Source organism: Neorhizobium petrolearium, assembly GCF_029854435.1.
GTDB lineage: Bacteria > Pseudomonadota > Alphaproteobacteria > Rhizobiales > Rhizobiaceae > Neorhizobium > Neorhizobium petrolearium.
In genome coordinates, this window is sequence record NZ_CP123000.1 from 133,378 (window position 1) to 147,850 (window position 14,473).

Annotated in this window: 19 protein-coding genes; all 19 read left to right on the plus strand. The window is 60.8% G+C overall.

Going from position 1 to position 14,473, the window contains the following annotated elements; genetic code table 11:
- The first annotated feature begins 11 nt into the window (after window positions 1-11).
- Complete coding sequence (locus QEO92_RS00700; protein ID WP_227701814.1) at window positions 12-281, plus strand: hypothetical protein; 270 nt, start codon at window positions 12-14, stop codon at window positions 279-281.
- A complete protein-coding gene (locus tag QEO92_RS00705; protein ID WP_227701815.1) occupies window positions 281-925 on the plus strand; it encodes a hypothetical protein in 645 nt (214 codons plus the stop codon). Before QEO92_RS00700 ends, QEO92_RS00705 begins: the two co-directional genes overlap by 1 nt.
- A complete protein-coding gene (locus QEO92_RS00710; protein WP_227701816.1) occupies window positions 925-2,091 on the plus strand; it encodes a helix-turn-helix domain-containing protein in 1,167 nt (388 codons plus the stop codon). Before QEO92_RS00705 ends, QEO92_RS00710 begins: the two co-directional genes overlap by 1 nt.
- On the plus strand, window positions 2,075-2,770 hold the full coding sequence (nusG, locus tag QEO92_RS00715) for a transcription termination/antitermination protein NusG (RefSeq protein ID WP_227701817.1): 696 nt from the start codon (window positions 2,075-2,077) through the stop codon (window positions 2,768-2,770). The genes QEO92_RS00710 and nusG overlap by 17 nt, the downstream gene beginning before the upstream one ends.
- A 216-nt stretch (window positions 2,771-2,986) precedes the next feature.
- On the plus strand, window positions 2,987-3,394 hold the full coding sequence (locus QEO92_RS00720; RefSeq protein WP_227701818.1) for an HNH endonuclease: 408 nt from the start codon (window positions 2,987-2,989) through the stop codon (window positions 3,392-3,394).
- A 119-nt stretch (window positions 3,395-3,513) separates the two neighbouring features.
- Complete coding sequence (locus tag QEO92_RS00725; RefSeq protein ID WP_210048237.1) at window positions 3,514-4,152, plus strand: P27 family phage terminase small subunit; 639 nt, start codon at window positions 3,514-3,516, stop codon at window positions 4,150-4,152.
- On the plus strand, window positions 4,112-5,890 hold the full coding sequence (locus tag QEO92_RS00730) for a terminase large subunit (RefSeq protein WP_227701819.1): 1,779 nt from the start codon (window positions 4,112-4,114) through the stop codon (window positions 5,888-5,890). Before QEO92_RS00725 ends, QEO92_RS00730 begins: the two co-directional genes overlap by 41 nt.
- Window positions 5,887-7,125, plus strand: a complete 1,239-nt coding sequence (locus QEO92_RS00735; RefSeq protein ID WP_227701820.1) for a phage portal protein — start codon at window positions 5,887-5,889, stop codon at window positions 7,123-7,125. Before QEO92_RS00730 ends, QEO92_RS00735 begins: the two co-directional genes overlap by 4 nt.
- Window position 7,126: 1 nt before the next feature.
- Window positions 7,127-7,801, plus strand: coding sequence for an HK97 family phage prohead protease (locus tag QEO92_RS00740; RefSeq protein WP_227701821.1), 675 nt, complete (start codon window positions 7,127-7,129; stop codon window positions 7,799-7,801).
- A 30-nt stretch (window positions 7,802-7,831) separates the two neighbouring features.
- A complete protein-coding gene (locus tag QEO92_RS00745; protein WP_227701822.1) occupies window positions 7,832-9,136 on the plus strand; it encodes a phage major capsid protein in 1,305 nt (434 codons plus the stop codon).
- Between the two features lie 64 nt (window positions 9,137-9,200).
- Entirely contained in the window at window positions 9,201-9,392 is a 192-nt protein-coding gene (locus QEO92_RS00750) for a hypothetical protein (protein ID WP_227701823.1), read from the plus strand.
- 3 nt (window positions 9,393-9,395) lie between these two features.
- Window positions 9,396-10,007: a head-tail connector protein gene (locus QEO92_RS00755; RefSeq protein WP_227701824.1), complete on the plus strand. Its 612-nt coding sequence runs from the start codon at window positions 9,396-9,398 to the stop codon at window positions 10,005-10,007.
- A gap of 1 nt (window position 10,008) precedes the next feature.
- A complete protein-coding gene (locus QEO92_RS00760) occupies window positions 10,009-10,329 on the plus strand; it encodes a phage head closure protein (RefSeq protein ID WP_227701825.1) in 321 nt (106 codons plus the stop codon).
- Window positions 10,329-10,784 carry an HK97-gp10 family putative phage morphogenesis protein gene (locus QEO92_RS00765; RefSeq protein WP_227705063.1) on the plus strand — a complete coding sequence of 152 codons (456 nt, stop codon included), beginning with the start codon at window positions 10,329-10,331 and terminating at the stop codon, window positions 10,782-10,784. The genes QEO92_RS00760 and QEO92_RS00765 overlap by 1 nt, the downstream gene beginning before the upstream one ends.
- A 3-nt stretch (window positions 10,785-10,787) precedes the next feature.
- Window positions 10,788-11,183, plus strand: a complete 396-nt coding sequence (gp17, locus tag QEO92_RS00770) for a tail completion protein gp17 (RefSeq protein ID WP_227701826.1) — start codon at window positions 10,788-10,790, stop codon at window positions 11,181-11,183.
- A gap of 12 nt (window positions 11,184-11,195) precedes the next feature.
- Window positions 11,196-11,888, plus strand: a complete 693-nt coding sequence (locus QEO92_RS00775) for a phage tail tube protein (protein WP_227701827.1) — start codon at window positions 11,196-11,198, stop codon at window positions 11,886-11,888.
- Window positions 11,889-11,897: 9 nt separating this feature from the next.
- Complete coding sequence (locus QEO92_RS00780) at window positions 11,898-12,260, plus strand: hypothetical protein (protein WP_227701828.1); 363 nt, start codon at window positions 11,898-11,900, stop codon at window positions 12,258-12,260.
- Window positions 12,261-12,286: 26 nt separating this feature from the next.
- Window positions 12,287-12,577 carry a hypothetical protein gene (locus tag QEO92_RS00785; protein WP_227701829.1) on the plus strand — a complete coding sequence of 97 codons (291 nt, stop codon included), beginning with the start codon at window positions 12,287-12,289 and terminating at the stop codon, window positions 12,575-12,577.
- A complete protein-coding gene (locus tag QEO92_RS00790; RefSeq protein WP_227701831.1) occupies window positions 12,574-14,472 on the plus strand; it encodes a phage tail tape measure protein in 1,899 nt (632 codons plus the stop codon). Before QEO92_RS00785 ends, QEO92_RS00790 begins: the two co-directional genes overlap by 4 nt.
- Window position 14,473 lies beyond the last annotated feature (1 nt).

Here is a 14,473-nt window from a genome sequence, read left to right on the forward strand (position 1 = left end):
GAGGGAAACGGATGGGACAGCCTGTCGCATTTCAGGGCGCGAACATGGTGCTCAGGGCTCCGAAGGGCCAGGAGGAGACCGTGCAGGATCTTCACACATTCACGAACGGCCTCTGCTCGGTCTCGTGCTGGGAGCTTTCGGCGGAGGAGCTGGCGGAGGTAACCCGCACGGGGAGGATATTCCTCTCGGTCTTTTCCGGACGGACGCAACCGCCGGTCTTTCTCGGAAGCGAGAACACCGTGCGCGATGTCTGCGCCGATTATGGCGTCTGGAGGCGGTGATGCGTGTTCTGATCGGATGCGAGACTTCGGGCGTCGTCAGGCTCGCCTTTGCGAACCTCGGGCACGATGTCTGGTCCTGCGACCTCCTGCCGGCAGACGACGGCAGCAACCGGCATATCCGGTGTGATATCCGCGACATTCTGGACGATGGATGGGATTTGCTCGCCGTCATGCATCCGCCCTGCACGCGGCTCTGCAATTCGGGTGTGCGGTGGCTGAAGGTGCCGCCGCCGGGCCGCACGCGCGAAGAAATGTGGGCAGAACTGGACGAAGGCGCGGCGCTGTTTTCGGCTTGCTGGAACGCCCCGATCGAGCGCGTGGCGATCGAGAACCCCGTCATGCATCACTATGCGAAGGACCGAATCGTCAATTATCAGGCGCCGGCCCAGACCGTGCAGCCGTGGTGGTTCGGAAACGAAGCCTTCAAGGCGACATCGTTCTATCTTCGCAATCTCCCCTCCCTCGTCGCGACGAATCGGCTCACGCCGCCGAAATCCGGTACCGACGAACATAAGCGGTGGTCGCGCGTGCATCGTGCCACGCCCGGACCTGACCGCTGGAAAATCCGCTCCAGGACATATCCGGGCATTGCTGATGCGATGGCCGCGCAATGGGGCGGGCATGCGCTTGAGGTGGCCGCCTGATGTCTCACGAAGCGACCATGTGGGCGGTCAAGATCAGGGGGATTTCCTGCACGGAAGCCCGCGTGCTCTGGCATCTCGCCGACTGTCACAACCCGATCTACGGGTGCTATCCGAAGCAGGATTACCTTGCGGACGCCTGCGAGATCGACGAGCGTTCCGTGCGCCGCTCGCTGGCCTCCCTGCGCGACAAGGGATTGATCAACTGGACCGAGGCGCGTGAGGGAAAGAACCGCAAGGCCAATCGCTATAGCCTTGCTTTCGAGCCCGGGTTCCGCCGCGCCGAGCCTGCGGAAACACCCGAAAATCAACCGGACAATTTGTCCGGTTCAACCGCTGCGTCTACCGGACAGGATTGCACCATTGAACCGGACTCTGGTGGCGCTTTGAACCGGACTCCTGAGTCCTCAATAGAACCTGTAAGGGAACCAGTAATAGAACCCGTAAATTCGAGAGAGGGCGCGCGCGAGCCTGACGGGGAAGATCGGAAGGCGATTGAGCGGGCCTTCTGGAGGACGATCAAGGATTGGCCTGGTTTCGCTGGCATGCCGAAGGAACAGGCGAAGCGCGAATGGTTCAACCTGACGGCGGATGAGCGGGAGCGGGCCGAGCGACGCCGCGATGCCTGGTTCGCGATGCTGAAGGCGCAGCGCAAGAGCCATGTGCCGGCGCCGTCCACCTATTTCCGGGAAAAGCTCTTCGACGACGTGGCGGAACCGAAGCCGGAAGCGGCAGCTCCGCAGATGCACAACGCGATGAGCCGGCCGTGGATGGCCCTTCTCCTCTCGGAAGTCTCCAAGCCCATGGCGACCGCATGGCCGGCGCTCACCTCGTTCCAGCAGATGCAGATGCGCGACGCCGACAAGGCACGGGAAATCGAGCGCGAGCGGCGGGCGAAATACGGCTGGCCGAAGGCTGCGGCGATGGCGGCGGACATGAAACCGTCGCTGGTGCCGGTTCACCTCCTGCCGCTCTCGGAAGGATTTTCGGCTGTGCATCGGGACAGCGGGACCGCCGCACGCTGGCAGGCGATGTTCGAACGGCATGGCTGGCCCTGGCCTTCGACGAAATTCGACTGGCTCTACCTGCCGCCGGGTGAGCCGGAGGATGCGATGGCGGAATTCCAGATGCGACTGAACGAGGGCAAGGGCAATGACGATGCAGCGTAGGATCACGGGACGGAAGATCAATTACAGGCCGATGATCGAGGCGGAATTGTCGGCAGGCGAGCGCGAGCGCGTCTATTCGAGGCAGGACCGTGCTGCGCAGCAATTCGGCATGAAGGAAGCGATGCTGCAATCCGCGTCGGCCGATCTCGTCGACGCGATGCCCGAATCGGCCCGTTGGTTCTGCCTGCAGGTGTGGTCCGGACGCGAGTTTGCTGTGGAAAAGTCGCTTGCCGATGCGAAGGTGACGACGCTTGTACCAAGGGACAAGGGCCAGTTCAGGATCCGCAAGGGCGTTCGTGTCGACGCTCCGGATCGTCCGTATTTCCCCGGCTATATCCTGGTGCATTGCGTGCCGACGGCAGACGCATTCCTTGGCCTGAAGCAGGTGGAGCATGTGCTCGACATCGTCGGCGGCGACAGCGGTTACCATGTGGTGCGTGACGAGGATGTGGAGATTTTCAGGATGATAGGTGACGGAGAAGCGCCACGCATCGCAGCCGACAAGACCTTTGTCGACGGCGACAGGGCTGACATCGTGCTCGGTCCTTTCGCCGGGTTCATGTGCCTTGTCATTGCCGTCAAGTGGTGCAGGCAGCCGAGCGCAAGAGTAGCGATCGACTGCGGCGGCAAGGTTTTCGAGATCGAAAGCATGCCCCTTGTGTTTCTCAAGAAGCTGTGAGAGTCATTTGCACAGTGGACGCGTAGGAAAGACTCACCGTCATCATCGCCCGATGCTTGGTTCGGGCCAGACGATGCCGACAGGTGTCACGGAACAGGGCATCCTACCCCAGCCTTGACGGGCTCAACTGAGAGCCATCGATTCAAGGCCAGTGCGCAAGCCATGTCTGAACGAATGAGAAGGCGGCCGAATGGTCGCCTTTGTCGCATCAAGGGTATGAAGCGCGCGAAGCAGTTCAGGCCGGCAGGTGCTCCGACACGGCAAGAGCAGAAGCGTCAGGCGGACAGGTGGAGAGGCAGCGCCAGCGATCGCGGCTACACGTGGCGATGGTCCAAGGCCAGCAAGACGCATCTCTCTCGTTCGCCGATCTGCATAGGATGCGAGGCTGTCGGCCTCGTCGTGCCAGCCACTCTCGTCGATCACGTCGAGCCCCATGAAGGCGACCAGGTCAAGTTCTGGGACACGGGCATGTGGCAGTCGTCGTGCGACTGGCATCATAACAGCGTGAAGCAGCAGCTTGAGGCGATGTGGCGGGCCGGTCGCATACCCGTAATCGAGCTTTGGTTGAACAGCGAGACCGCAAAGCGCCTCACCATGGGCATGCTGCCCGGCCTCGGTGCCTGAGGCCGGGGGTGGGTCAAAAGTCCAGCCCACCCCCTTCCTGACCGGCGGCCTCACACAAAAAAAAGGGGCGCGTTATTTTTGACGGATAACTTTTTTTCTGGGACCGGTGAGAACTGACGATGGGACGGCGAAAGGATGACCCGCTGCTGCAGGCGGCAAAAGGGTTCCCCGGGCGCCGGAAAAAGGCGGTCGAGAAGGAAATCGAGCACGCTGCGGAGGCTGCCGCCGCCATGCAGGCGACGCCGGACGATCCGTTTCCGCTTCCGGAACTGTTCACCAAGGCGCCGACCTATTGGGCGCTGGCGATCAAAGTCTGGAAGGAACAGTCGGAAGTGCTCAGAGCAGCAGGCCGGCGCCGCCCAGGCTATCGCCACGCCCTTGCCCGCTACTGCATCTGGACGCAATTCTATGTTTCGGCAGCCGACCAGCTCCGGCGCGATCTTCCCAGAGGCGGGGCATCGATCAAGGTGAAGAAGGGCGACGGCGAAACCGTCATCCGGCAACATCCGAACATCGATTTCATGGCACGGTGCGAAACAGCGCTGCGCCTCCTCGATGCCGAGTTCGGTTTCACGCCGCTCCGCGACCAGGACATAGTCCGCGTCGAATCCTTCAACCGAGCGCAAGGCAAATTGCCTCTCGGCGGCACCCATCCCGACCAATCTCACAGATCGCCATCGCCCGGCGAGCCGACCGAAGACCCGATGGATCTCATGAATGGGGCAGACAGCCCACCGCCAGGCGTCCGACCAAACTGAGGAGGTGACCACGCCGGCACCGCTGCCGGCATGGCTCGCAGACGTGGCGGACGATCCGGCCTATGAGTGGGCACTGTCAGGTTGGAACCGTGCCGCGGCGGTGCCGGGGGCATGGTTCGACCATGCCAAGGCCGACAAGGTCGTTGCCGCATGGCCGCGCATCTTCCGGCTGACCAATGACCGGTTCAAGGGCATCCCGTTCCGGCTGGTCAAGTGGCAGGAAATCACGGTTCGCCTTCTGGTTGGCTGGAAAAAGCCGATCGAAGTCATCGATCCGGCCACGCACAAACCGGCGATCGAGCATGTCAGGGTTTTCCGTCGGCTCGATCTCTGGATCCCGCGCAAGAACGGGAAATCGGAATTCCTGGCAGCGCTCGCCGTCCTGTTCTTCGTGCTGGAGAAGATCCACGGCGCCGAGGCCTACGTCTTCGGCCGCAACGAGGATCAGGGCCGTGTTCCGTTCGGCAAGATGCAGGACATCATCCGCGAGGCGGATGGACTGATGGAGGATGCGAAGGGAAACGAGCGGATTTCCCTTCACGACAAGTCGATTTTCCTCAGGGAAACGACCTCGCTCTGCCAGCTCCTCACCGGAGCACCGGACGGAAAACACGGACGTTCGCCGACCGTCATCGTCGGCGACGAGATCCACGAATGGAAAACCCGCGATCTCGCCGACACGCTGCGGCAAGGAACGGGCGCCAGGCTGCAACCGATCGAGCTCTACGCCTCGACATCCGGTCGGAAGCAGAACCGTACCGGCTTCGAATGGTTCGAAGAGTCCATAGCGATCATGCGTGGCGAGATCGACGATCCCGCCACGCTGGTCCTCTTTTTCGGCATCGACGAGGATGACGACTGGACCGACGAAACGGTCTGGAGAAAGGCAAATCCAAGCCTCGGCCTGACACCGACACTCGATTACCTTCGTACCGAGTTCAAGAAAGCCAAGGGGCGGCCGGCACAGGAAGCAATCTTCCAGTGCTACCATCTCAATCGCTGGGTGGACCAGCTTTCCGGCTGGATACCGCGCACCAAATGGGCGGCCTGCACGATCGATGCGAAGTCCTGGCCGGCGCTCTGGAACCAACATAAGGGGCGAAAGGCGTTTCTCGCCTGCGACGTTTCTTCGACCAGAGACCTTACCGCGTTGGTCGTTGTCATTCCTCCGGATGATACCTGTGAACGTTGGGTGATCATCCCGCTCTTTTGGGTGCCGGAAGCAACGCTTGATGAGCGGGCGGAGCAGGATCGGCGAGTGGACTGGAAAAAGTGGGTATCCAGCGGTGCGTTACGCACCACGCCCGGCGATTCCGTCGACCAGTCCTTCGTGCAGGAAGCGATCAAGGATGCCTGCGCGCATTTCGACGTGCAGGCCTTCGGCTTCGACCCGTGGAACGCCCGCAAACTCGCGGGAGACTTGCAGCATGACGGCATGGACGCCGAATTGCAGGTGGAGATGCGACAGGGGCATCAGACGCTTTCGGGCCCGACCAAGGAACTGGAGCGCCTGGTATTCGCCGGCAAGGTCGAGCATGGCGGACACCCGGTTCTCGCGTGGATGTTCGGCCACTGCACGGTGCGCTTCGACGCAAACCTGAACTATGTGCCGGACAAGAAGAACTCACTCGACAAGATCGACGGCGCCGTAGCGTCCGTCATGGGAGTCGGGCTGGCGATGGGTGGCGAGGAAGACGGCATGGACGGCTACTTCAAAAGTCTGGCGGGGGCAGCGTGAACATTCTTCGCAAAATGGCGAGCCTCATCATTCGTCCTCTAACGCTTCGGCAGACGGATGTCTGGTATCCAGACGGTTTGAAGGGGGATTCCGGTGAGGTTGTCAGCGGAGAGACGGTGCTTGGCCTGTCAGCGGTCTGGGCGTGCGTCAATCTGCTGGCCGGGACGATCGGTAGTCTACCATTGATGGTTTACCGCACCAATGCGTCCGGAGAACGGGAAGTTGCCAAAGCGCACGCGCTGTACCGCATCCTTCATGATAGCCCGAACTATGACCAGACGGCCGTAGACTTCTGGGAGTTCCTCAGCGCCTCGCTGGAACTGTGGGGCAGTGCCTATGCGAAGATCGAGCGAAATGGTGACCGGGTAATTGCTCTTCGTCCGGTGACGCCAAGCCTAATGTCTGTACGACGGTTGCCGACCGGGACGCTGGAGTATAGGTGGACGCAAGATGGCAGATCATATGTCGAGACGGATAGCGGCGTGCTGCACATCCGCGGGTTCGGTGGCGACCCGCTTGGCGGCCTGTCCACTCTTCACTTCGGTCGAAATACGTTTGGTTTGGCGCGCGCCATCGACAGATCGGCGGGATCCACATTCAAGAACGGTCTACGCCCGACGTTCCAGATCATTTTCGAGAAGTGGCTAACTGCAGAGCAACGCGCTCTAGCCCAGTCGGAGTTGGCTGAAAAGTATCTCGGTGCGGTCAATTCCGGCCGTCCATATATCGCCGAAGGCGGCGCCAAGTTGGAAGCGCTATCGCTGAAGCCGGAAGATGCCCAAATGCTGCAATCGCGGAGCTTTTCCGTTGAGGAAATCTGCCGGTTCTTCGGCGTTCCTCCTTTCATGATCGGGCATACCGAAAAGTCGACGAGCTGGGGTACCGGTATTGAGCAACAAACGCTTGGATTTCAGAAGTTCACGTTGCGGCGTCGCCTCAAACGTATCGAGCAGGCGCTTGAAAAGCAGCTTCTCACGCCCTCCGATCGCGCAAACGGCATCACGATCGAATTCAACCTGGAAGGCCTGTTGCGGGCAGATAGCCAAGGTAGGGCGCGGTTTTACCAGGCCATGACCGGAATCGGCGCGATGACCATCAACGAGGTACGCGCGCTCGAAAACTTGCCAAGGGTCGACGGTGGCGACGTGCCGCGCATGCAGATGCAGAATGTGCCGATTGTCGAGATCGACCGTGACGCATTGCGGGAAATGATCGCCCAGAACGGGGATAGCTGAGATGAAGACCAAAGGTTTCGAGCTGCAAGTCAAAGACCTGTCGGAAGAGGGCATCTTCGAAGGTTACGGGTCTGTGTTCGGTGTCCGTGACAGCTACAACGAAAGCGTTGAGCCTGGGGCATTCGTGGCCAGCCTTGCAAAACATCGTCGTGAAGGGACAATGCCACTGATGCTGTGGCAGCATGATCCATGGACGCCCATCGGCGTCTGGGAAGAGCTTGCCGAAGACGGAAAGGGATTGTGGGTCAAAGGGCTCCTCCTGTCCGGCGTCCAGAAGTCCGACGAGGTTCGCATCATGTTAAAGAACAAGGCGATCCGCGGGCTCTCCATCGGATATCGAGAGGTCGACACCAAGCCAGCCGAAAACGGCGGCCCGCGCAAGTTGGTTGAAGTCGACCTGCTGGAGGTGTCGATCGTTTCATTCCCCGCCAATCGTCGGGCGAATGTGGAGACCGTCAAATCAGAGCGCATGGACGAATTCGCCCGCCGGCTGCGTGATGGCGACCCCATGCCCATCAAGGATTTCGAGGACATCCTGCGCGAGGCAGGGGTTCCGAAAAGCATGGCCGTTGCGATCGCCTCGCACGGCTATGCGAAGGCCATTCGGAGTGAATCCGAGGGCGAGAAGGCGAACGATCAGGCCCTGCGCTTCCTGCAGATGCTGAAGACAGACTGAAACCCTCAAACACTCCGGAAAGGTATTCCCATGAATAACCATCGCTTCATTGCGGCGGGTGGTATCGCTATGCTCGTGGCTGGCATGTGCTATTCCCGCTTCGCACCTCGCATTGTCTTTGAGCCGCCGAATGACCAGGGCGTCGACATCAATGCTCTCGCGACGCAGATCAAGACCGAGCACAAGCAGGCCGTCGATGCCGTCAAGGCGATCGCCGAAGAAGCACTCGGCAAGGCAAAGTCTGGCGAGGAACTGGCCTCCTCGCTCAAGGAAAAGGCCGACGAAGCTCTTGTGAAGATGAACGGCCTGACCGAGCAGATTGCCGAGATCGAGCAGAAGATGGCTCGCGGCAACAAGAGTGGCGAGGAAGGCGAAAAATCGCTTGGCGAGCAGTTCACCGAATCGGAAAGCTTCAAGGCTTTCCAGGACAGCAAGTTCTCCAAGAGCGCTCGCGGCGCCGACATGAAGGTGAAGGCCACACTGACCTCGCTGACGACCGACGCCGCGGGCTCAGTCGGCGATGCGATCCAGAACACTCGCTTGCCTGGTGTTATGCAGCTGCCCCAGCGCCGCATGACTGTTCGGGATCTACTCACGCCTGGCCGTATGGATGGCAACACGCTGGAGTATGTGAAGGAGACCGGTTTCACCAATAATGCCGCCCCTGTCGCTGAAGGCGCGGCAAAGCCATCATCGGACATCAAACTGGACCTGGTTACCACGTCGGCAAAGGTGATTGCCCACTGGATGAAGGCGTCCAAGCAGGTCCTGGATGACATCAGCCAGCTCCGATCGATGATCGATCAGCGCCTACTCTACGGTCTCGCCTATGTCGAAGAGCAGCAACTACTCAACGGCGACGGTACCGGCCAGAACCTGCACGGTATCATCCCGCAAGCCACCGCCTATGCGGCGCCGATCACTTTGACGAGCCCGACGAGCATCGATGTGATGCGTCTCGCGATGCTGCAGGCAGTGTTGGCGGAATACCCGGCGACTGGTCACGTGATGAACCCGATCGACTGGACGTGGATCGAGACCCTCAAAGACGGCGAGGGCCGCTATATCATCGGCAATCCGCAGGGCAGCATCACGCCGACGCTCTGGGGGCTCCCTGTCGTGCAGACGCAGGCCATGACGGTCGACAAGTTCCTGACCGGGGCTTTCCGTCTCGGCGCCCAGGTTTTTGACCGATGGGACGCTCGCATCGAAGCGGCTTACACCGAGGATGACTTCATCAAGAATCTGATCACCATCCTCGCGGAGGAGCGTCTCGCTTTGGCGGTCTACCGCCCCGAGGCCTTCATCTACGGCGACTTCGGCCGGGTGGCTTGATCGAGTTCGGCTCATCAAGGAGGGCGGGTCCGCTCGCCCTCTCTATGAACTGAAGGAGACTGAGATGAAAACCTATGACGTCATCCGCCAGCACTATGGCGACAGGCAGTACATGCCCGGCGAGACACGCGAGGCCAGCCCTTCCGACGTGAAGCATCTGGTTGACGCCGGCGTGCTCAAGGAAGCCAAGACCAAGGCCGAAACGGCTCCTGCCAATAAGGCCGAGAAGGCCGCACCGAAAAACAAGAGCGCATAACCTATGCACCGTCCCGTTCTGGTCACTCCTGCCGCCGGTTTGCCGGTCTCCGTCGAGGAGGCCATGCGGCAGTGCCGCATCACGATCGACGACGGCGACGATGTCGCCCTCGCCGAAGTGACGGCGCTGCTGGAGGGCTATATCGGCGCGGCGGTGAGTCATCTCGAAGGGTGGAATGGCACATTGGGCGGCGTGGTCGTTATCGGCGAGCAGGTCTGGAAACAGGAGTTCGACGCTTTCTCACAATGCCTTAGACTACCGCTGTCGCCCGTCGCCTCGATCGAAAGCGTCACTTGGCGGAATAGCGCAGGCCAAATCGCGACGATATCGTCTTCGGAATACGCGCTCAAGACCGATGCGGCCGGCGTCAGCGTCTGCCGCTTCCGGAATAGCTATAGTTTTCCGTCCGATCTTTATGAGATCGCCGCGATCGCCGTTACCTACAAGGCGGGTTACACGCCTCTGCCAAAGGATATTAAGCAGGCGATACTTCTGCTTGTGGGCGCCTGGTATGAAAATCGTGAGGAGACCGTGATCGGCGTTCCTGTTGCCTCTCTTCCTGTTTCTGCGGCGGTCGAGACACTGACTTTCCCGTATCGGCGGAATATCATCTGAGATGCGCGCGGGGAAGCTCGACAAGCGGTTGACGATCGTGCGGCTTACGGAGACCGGCCGCGACGGGGCGAACCAGCCGATTTATGGATGGTCCGATGTCGCAACCGTATGGGTGCAGGCGCGGCCGGTGCGCGGGGAAGAGCGGTTTCAGGCTCAGCAGCTCGCCGGTACCGAGGTCATGACCTTTCATATCCGCTATCGCGCCGATCTGAGTGTCAAGGATCGGGTCCGCTACAAGGGCAAGGAATGGGACATCACCGCCGTGCGCGAGATCGGGCGCGGCGTAGTGAGCGAATTCGATTGCCAGGCGAGGGCAGAGTGATGCGGCTGAAGGTCAGGGTCGAAGGGTTGAAGGAACTTGACAAGGCGCTCGGTGGATTGCCTCGGGCGACCGGCAAGAACGTGTCGCGCCGGGCATTGATGAAGGCGGGGCAGGTCATCGCCGACGCCGGCCGGGACAATGCGCCCGAAAAGGAAGGCCATTTGAAAGCGTCCTATGGTGTCGGAACGAAGCTTACGCGACGCCAGCGCCAGCAGCACCGCAAGGAAAGCCCGGTGGAAGTATTCGCAGGCCCGAACGATCCGGCGGCCGTGCAAACCGAGTTTGGCAATGAGCATCAGGCGGCCGAGCCGCACCTGCGGCCGGCTTGGGATGCGAAGCAGGGCGAAGCGCTGGAGATCGTCAAATCAGAGCTGACGACTGAGATCGAAAAGGCCGTCAGCCGGCAGGCCCGCAAGGCGGCACGGGAAGCGGCGCGGCTGGCAAGGGGCAGGTAATCCATGGAAGAGGCCGTCACGGCTCTGCTTACCGCCGATGCGCGGGTGCGATACCTCATGGGAGATCGCATCCATTGGGGGCGCCTGCCGCAGAAAGCGCAACCGGGAGCTTACGTGATCCTGCAGGTGATCAGCTCCCAGATCGATCACGTGAATTCCGGCCGCAGCGGTCTTGAGAGGGTGCGTTTGCAGGTCGATGGTTACGCTGATCGCTTCCTCACCGCCCGCGACTGTGCGGACGCGGCGACAGACATTCTCGAAAAATACCGGGGCAAGATCTCCGGCGTAACGTTCCAGGGCGGCTTGATCGAAAGCCGCCGCGATTTCCAGCCGGACGGCGCCGCCGGCAAGCAACTCTTCCGGCGCTCCACCGACATCTTCCTCTGGTACTCATCCTAAAGGATCACGATCATGCCTGATACCAAAGCCCGCATTGGTCACGGGATCACCTTCGAAATGGCCGACTTGGCGACGCCGACGGACATGACCTACATCGAAGAAATCTTCGATATTACTCTGCCGTCCGACACCATTGACCAGGTCGACGCTTCCAACATGCAGAGTCCGAACAAGACCCGGGAATTCATCGACGGAATGAGCGATTCCGGTGAGTGCTCCTTCTCGATGAACTATGTTCCCGGTTCCACTTCCGACCGTGCGCTGATCGCGGCGAAGGGCAAGCGGAAGCGCGTCCGCGTCACGTTTCCCAACGGCTGCCAGTTTCTGTTCAAGGGCAACCTGCAGAGCAATGAACGTACCGCGCCGACCGACGACAAGATGACCGCCGACGTGAGTTTCAAGGCTTCCGGCGATTACATTCTTACCGAGCCTACCGCGCCCCGCGCAATCGCCAATCCTGCAATCATCGGCACTGCGCAGGTCGGCGTGCCGCTGGAGCTGGAACCGGGCATCTGGGCTGGTTCGTTGCAGTTCGAATATCAGTGGCAGGTGAACAACGTCGATGTGGTCGGCGCAACGGGGCTTTCCTATGTGCCCAAAACGGCGGATGTCGGTTCTCCCGTCACCTGCGTGGTGACAGCCATCAATGACGATTTCGACACGGAGGTCGAGACCGCCGCTACCGCCAACGTCATCGCGGCCTGAGGTTGATCCATGACGAACAGTGTACGTGGAATCGTATCCCAGGAGATCGATGGCGAAAGGCTCGAATTCTGCCTTTCCGCCAACGAATGGTGCGAACTGGAGGATGAATTCGGCAAGAAGACCGACGAGATCCTGAAGGAGTTCGGCACGATGGCCGAAAACGAGCAGCTTGACATGCGGCTGTTGCGGTCCATCTTCCGCGCTGCCGTCTCCTATTCGAAGCAGAACATCACGCTTCAGGAAGCCGGCGTGCTGATGCGTAGCCTCGGGCTCGTCGAGAGCGCGGCACTCATCGGGACCGTCATCGTCGCCTCCATGCCGGAGGTGAAGGCGAGCCCGGCGGGAAAGCCGAAAAGGGCGGCGGCGCGTTAAGCTGGGCCGACCGCCTCGCCGCCTGGGTGGAGATCGGGCAAGACCCGGAAACCTTCTGGCGGCTTACCTTCCGCGAAATCGACATCATCATCCGCGGCGCGCAGGCCCGCCAGCGCAACCGGTTCAAGGCGCTTGCCTGGCTCGCATGGCACATCGCCTTCATGTCGCGCTACGCGCCGGACAAGCCGCGAAAATTCTGGAAGCTCGAAAAGCTCGTTACATGGAAATCACCGGCTGAGAAGCCGCGCGAGGCAAACTGGCAGGAACAGTTCGCCAAGGTTTCCGCCTTCGTCAAGGGACGTTCGAAACAATCATGAATGCAGTCATCGGGGCGCTTCGCGTCGTGCTGGGCCTGGACTCTGCCGCACTGGAAAGCGGCGCGACGAAGGCCGAGGCCCGCATGAAGAAACTTGGTTCGTCGATCAAGACCGGGCTTGCTGTTGCCGCGACTGCTGCCGCTGCGGCCGGTACGGCGATCGCGGCCGGGGTGCGTTCGGCAATCAACGAAGCCGACGAGATGTCGAAGGCTGCGGCAAAGATCGGCGTACCGATCGAGGAACTGTCACGGCTCAAATATGCCGCCGATCTCTCCGGCGTTTCCTTCGAAGGGCTTCAGACCTCGGTCGGGCGCCTGGCGAAGATGATGAACGAGGCCAAGAACGGTTCGAAATCGGCGCTCGACACGTTCTCGCAGCTCGGCATCGTCGCTACGAATGCGGACGGTTCCTTGAAATCGACGAGCCAGGTGCTTTCCGAGGTCGCCGATCGCTTTGCAAACATGCCGGAAGGGGCTGAAAAGACCGCGCTTGCCATGGAACTGATGGGCAGGTCCGGCGCGAACATGATTCCGCTGCTGAACGGCGGATCGCAGGCGCTTCAGGATCTTATGAAGGAAGCAGGTTCCTTCGGTACGGTGTTTACCCAGGAGATGGGTTCGAACGCGGAGGCGTTTAATGACAACATCTCCAGGCTTCAGGGCGTGCTCGCCAACATTTCTGCTGCGGTCGCTACCAACCTTGTGCCTTATCTGGCGCAATTCTCCGATTGGCTGGTGCAGGCTGTCGGGTATTTTCGCGGGCTCTCTCCGGAAATGCAGGGGTTCGTTTCGATTGCCGCAGCGCTGACAGCAGGTATGGCGGCGCTTGCCGTGCCGCTCGGCGTGGTCGCGGCCGGGATCGCCGCGGTCGGGCTACCGATCGCGGGCGTGGTGGCTGGTATCGGTCTCCTCGCAGCCGGCGTCGTGGCGTTCTGGCCGCAGATCCAGCAGCTCGGCACGGCGATCAGCCAATTTCTCTCCGGTGCATGGGCTGGTTTCATATCTGCATGGGACGGGATATCGGCGAAGATCAATGCGGTGGGGCCCGTAATCGAACAATTTGTCGCCGACCTGATCGCGGCTTTCGCGGCGCTTCCGGCAAAGATGGTGGAGATCGGCGGACAGATCATCGAAGGACTGTGGAACGGCATCAAGGCGAAGTGGGAGAGCGTCAAGCAGGGGATCTACGATATCGGGGATTCCATCAGCCAGAGCATCCGCGATGCCCTCGGCATTCATTCGCCGTCGCAAGTCATGCACGATATCGGCCTCAACATTGTTCAAGGCCTGACAAACGGGATCAATACCAAGGGGCCGGAAGCGGTGGCGGCTGCACAGAACGTGGCCGGCGGGATCAAGGGTGCATTCGACGGGATCGAGAATGTCGGCGCAGGCGTCGGTGATGGGATCTCCAATGCCTTCGGCAACGTGGGCTCCTCCATAGCGGATGCGATCAAAGGAACGAAAGACTGGCGCGACGTGATGGTGGATGCGCTGCGCTCAATCGGATCGAATGCAGTCTCCAGCCTCGGCCAGCTCATGGGCGGCGGAAGTGGTGGCGGTGGCTTTGGCGGTATCATCACCAGCCTGCTCGGCGGGCTGTTCGGCTTTGCGAGTGGCGGATCGTTTCAGGTCGGCGGTGCCGGCGGGATTGACAGCCAACTTGTGGCATTCAAGGCCAGCCCGAACGAGACGGTGACCGTCACAAAACCAGGTCAACAGGCCGGCAGTGCCCGCGGGCCGCAGAAAGTGGATATCAATGTTAATGTTTCCGGTGCCCGTGGAAACCGGGAGATTCAGGACATGGTTTCCGCTGGGGTCAAGCAGGGGCTGAGCCAGTATGATCGCGCTCTGCCCGGGCGGATTTCCGACATCACCGAACGGAACGGCGGCTGAT

Bases quoted from the DNA above. Each gene is read 5' to 3' on its own strand.
- QEO92_RS00720 (WP_227701818.1), top strand. From the start codon at position 2,987: ATGAAGCGCGCGAAGCAGTTCAGGCCGGCAGGTGCTCCGACACGGCAA.
- QEO92_RS00765 (WP_227705063.1), top strand. From the start codon at position 10,329: ATGCGGCTGAAGGTCAGGGTCGAAGGGTTGAAGGAACTTGACAAGGCG.
- QEO92_RS00775 (WP_227701827.1), top strand. From the start codon at position 11,196: ATGCCTGATACCAAAGCCCGCATTGGTCACGGGATCACCTTCGAAATG.
- QEO92_RS00700 (WP_227701814.1), top strand. From the start codon at position 12: ATGGGACAGCCTGTCGCATTTCAGGGCGCGAACATGGTGCTCAGGGCT.
- QEO92_RS00745 (WP_227701822.1), top strand. From the start codon at position 7,832: ATGAATAACCATCGCTTCATTGCGGCGGGTGGTATCGCTATGCTCGTG.
- QEO92_RS00755 (WP_227701824.1), top strand. From the start codon at position 9,396: ATGCACCGTCCCGTTCTGGTCACTCCTGCCGCCGGTTTGCCGGTCTCC.
- QEO92_RS00725 (WP_210048237.1), top strand. From the start codon at position 3,514: ATGGGACGGCGAAAGGATGACCCGCTGCTGCAGGCGGCAAAAGGGTTC.
- QEO92_RS00730 (WP_227701819.1), top strand. From the start codon at position 4,112: ATGGGGCAGACAGCCCACCGCCAGGCGTCCGACCAAACTGAGGAGGTG.
- QEO92_RS00705 (WP_227701815.1), top strand. From the start codon at position 281: ATGCGTGTTCTGATCGGATGCGAGACTTCGGGCGTCGTCAGGCTCGCC.
- gp17 (WP_227701826.1), top strand. From the start codon at position 10,788: ATGGAAGAGGCCGTCACGGCTCTGCTTACCGCCGATGCGCGGGTGCGA.
- QEO92_RS00760 (WP_227701825.1), top strand. From the start codon at position 10,009: ATGCGCGCGGGGAAGCTCGACAAGCGGTTGACGATCGTGCGGCTTACG.
- QEO92_RS00710 (WP_227701816.1), top strand. From the start codon at position 925: ATGTCTCACGAAGCGACCATGTGGGCGGTCAAGATCAGGGGGATTTCC.
- QEO92_RS00740 (WP_227701821.1), top strand. From the start codon at position 7,127: ATGAAGACCAAAGGTTTCGAGCTGCAAGTCAAAGACCTGTCGGAAGAG.
- nusG (WP_227701817.1), top strand. From the start codon at position 2,075: ATGACGATGCAGCGTAGGATCACGGGACGGAAGATCAATTACAGGCCG.
- QEO92_RS00750 (WP_227701823.1), top strand. From the start codon at position 9,201: ATGAAAACCTATGACGTCATCCGCCAGCACTATGGCGACAGGCAGTAC.
- QEO92_RS00780 (WP_227701828.1), top strand. From the start codon at position 11,898: ATGACGAACAGTGTACGTGGAATCGTATCCCAGGAGATCGATGGCGAA.
- QEO92_RS00790 (WP_227701831.1), top strand. From the start codon at position 12,574: ATGAATGCAGTCATCGGGGCGCTTCGCGTCGTGCTGGGCCTGGACTCT.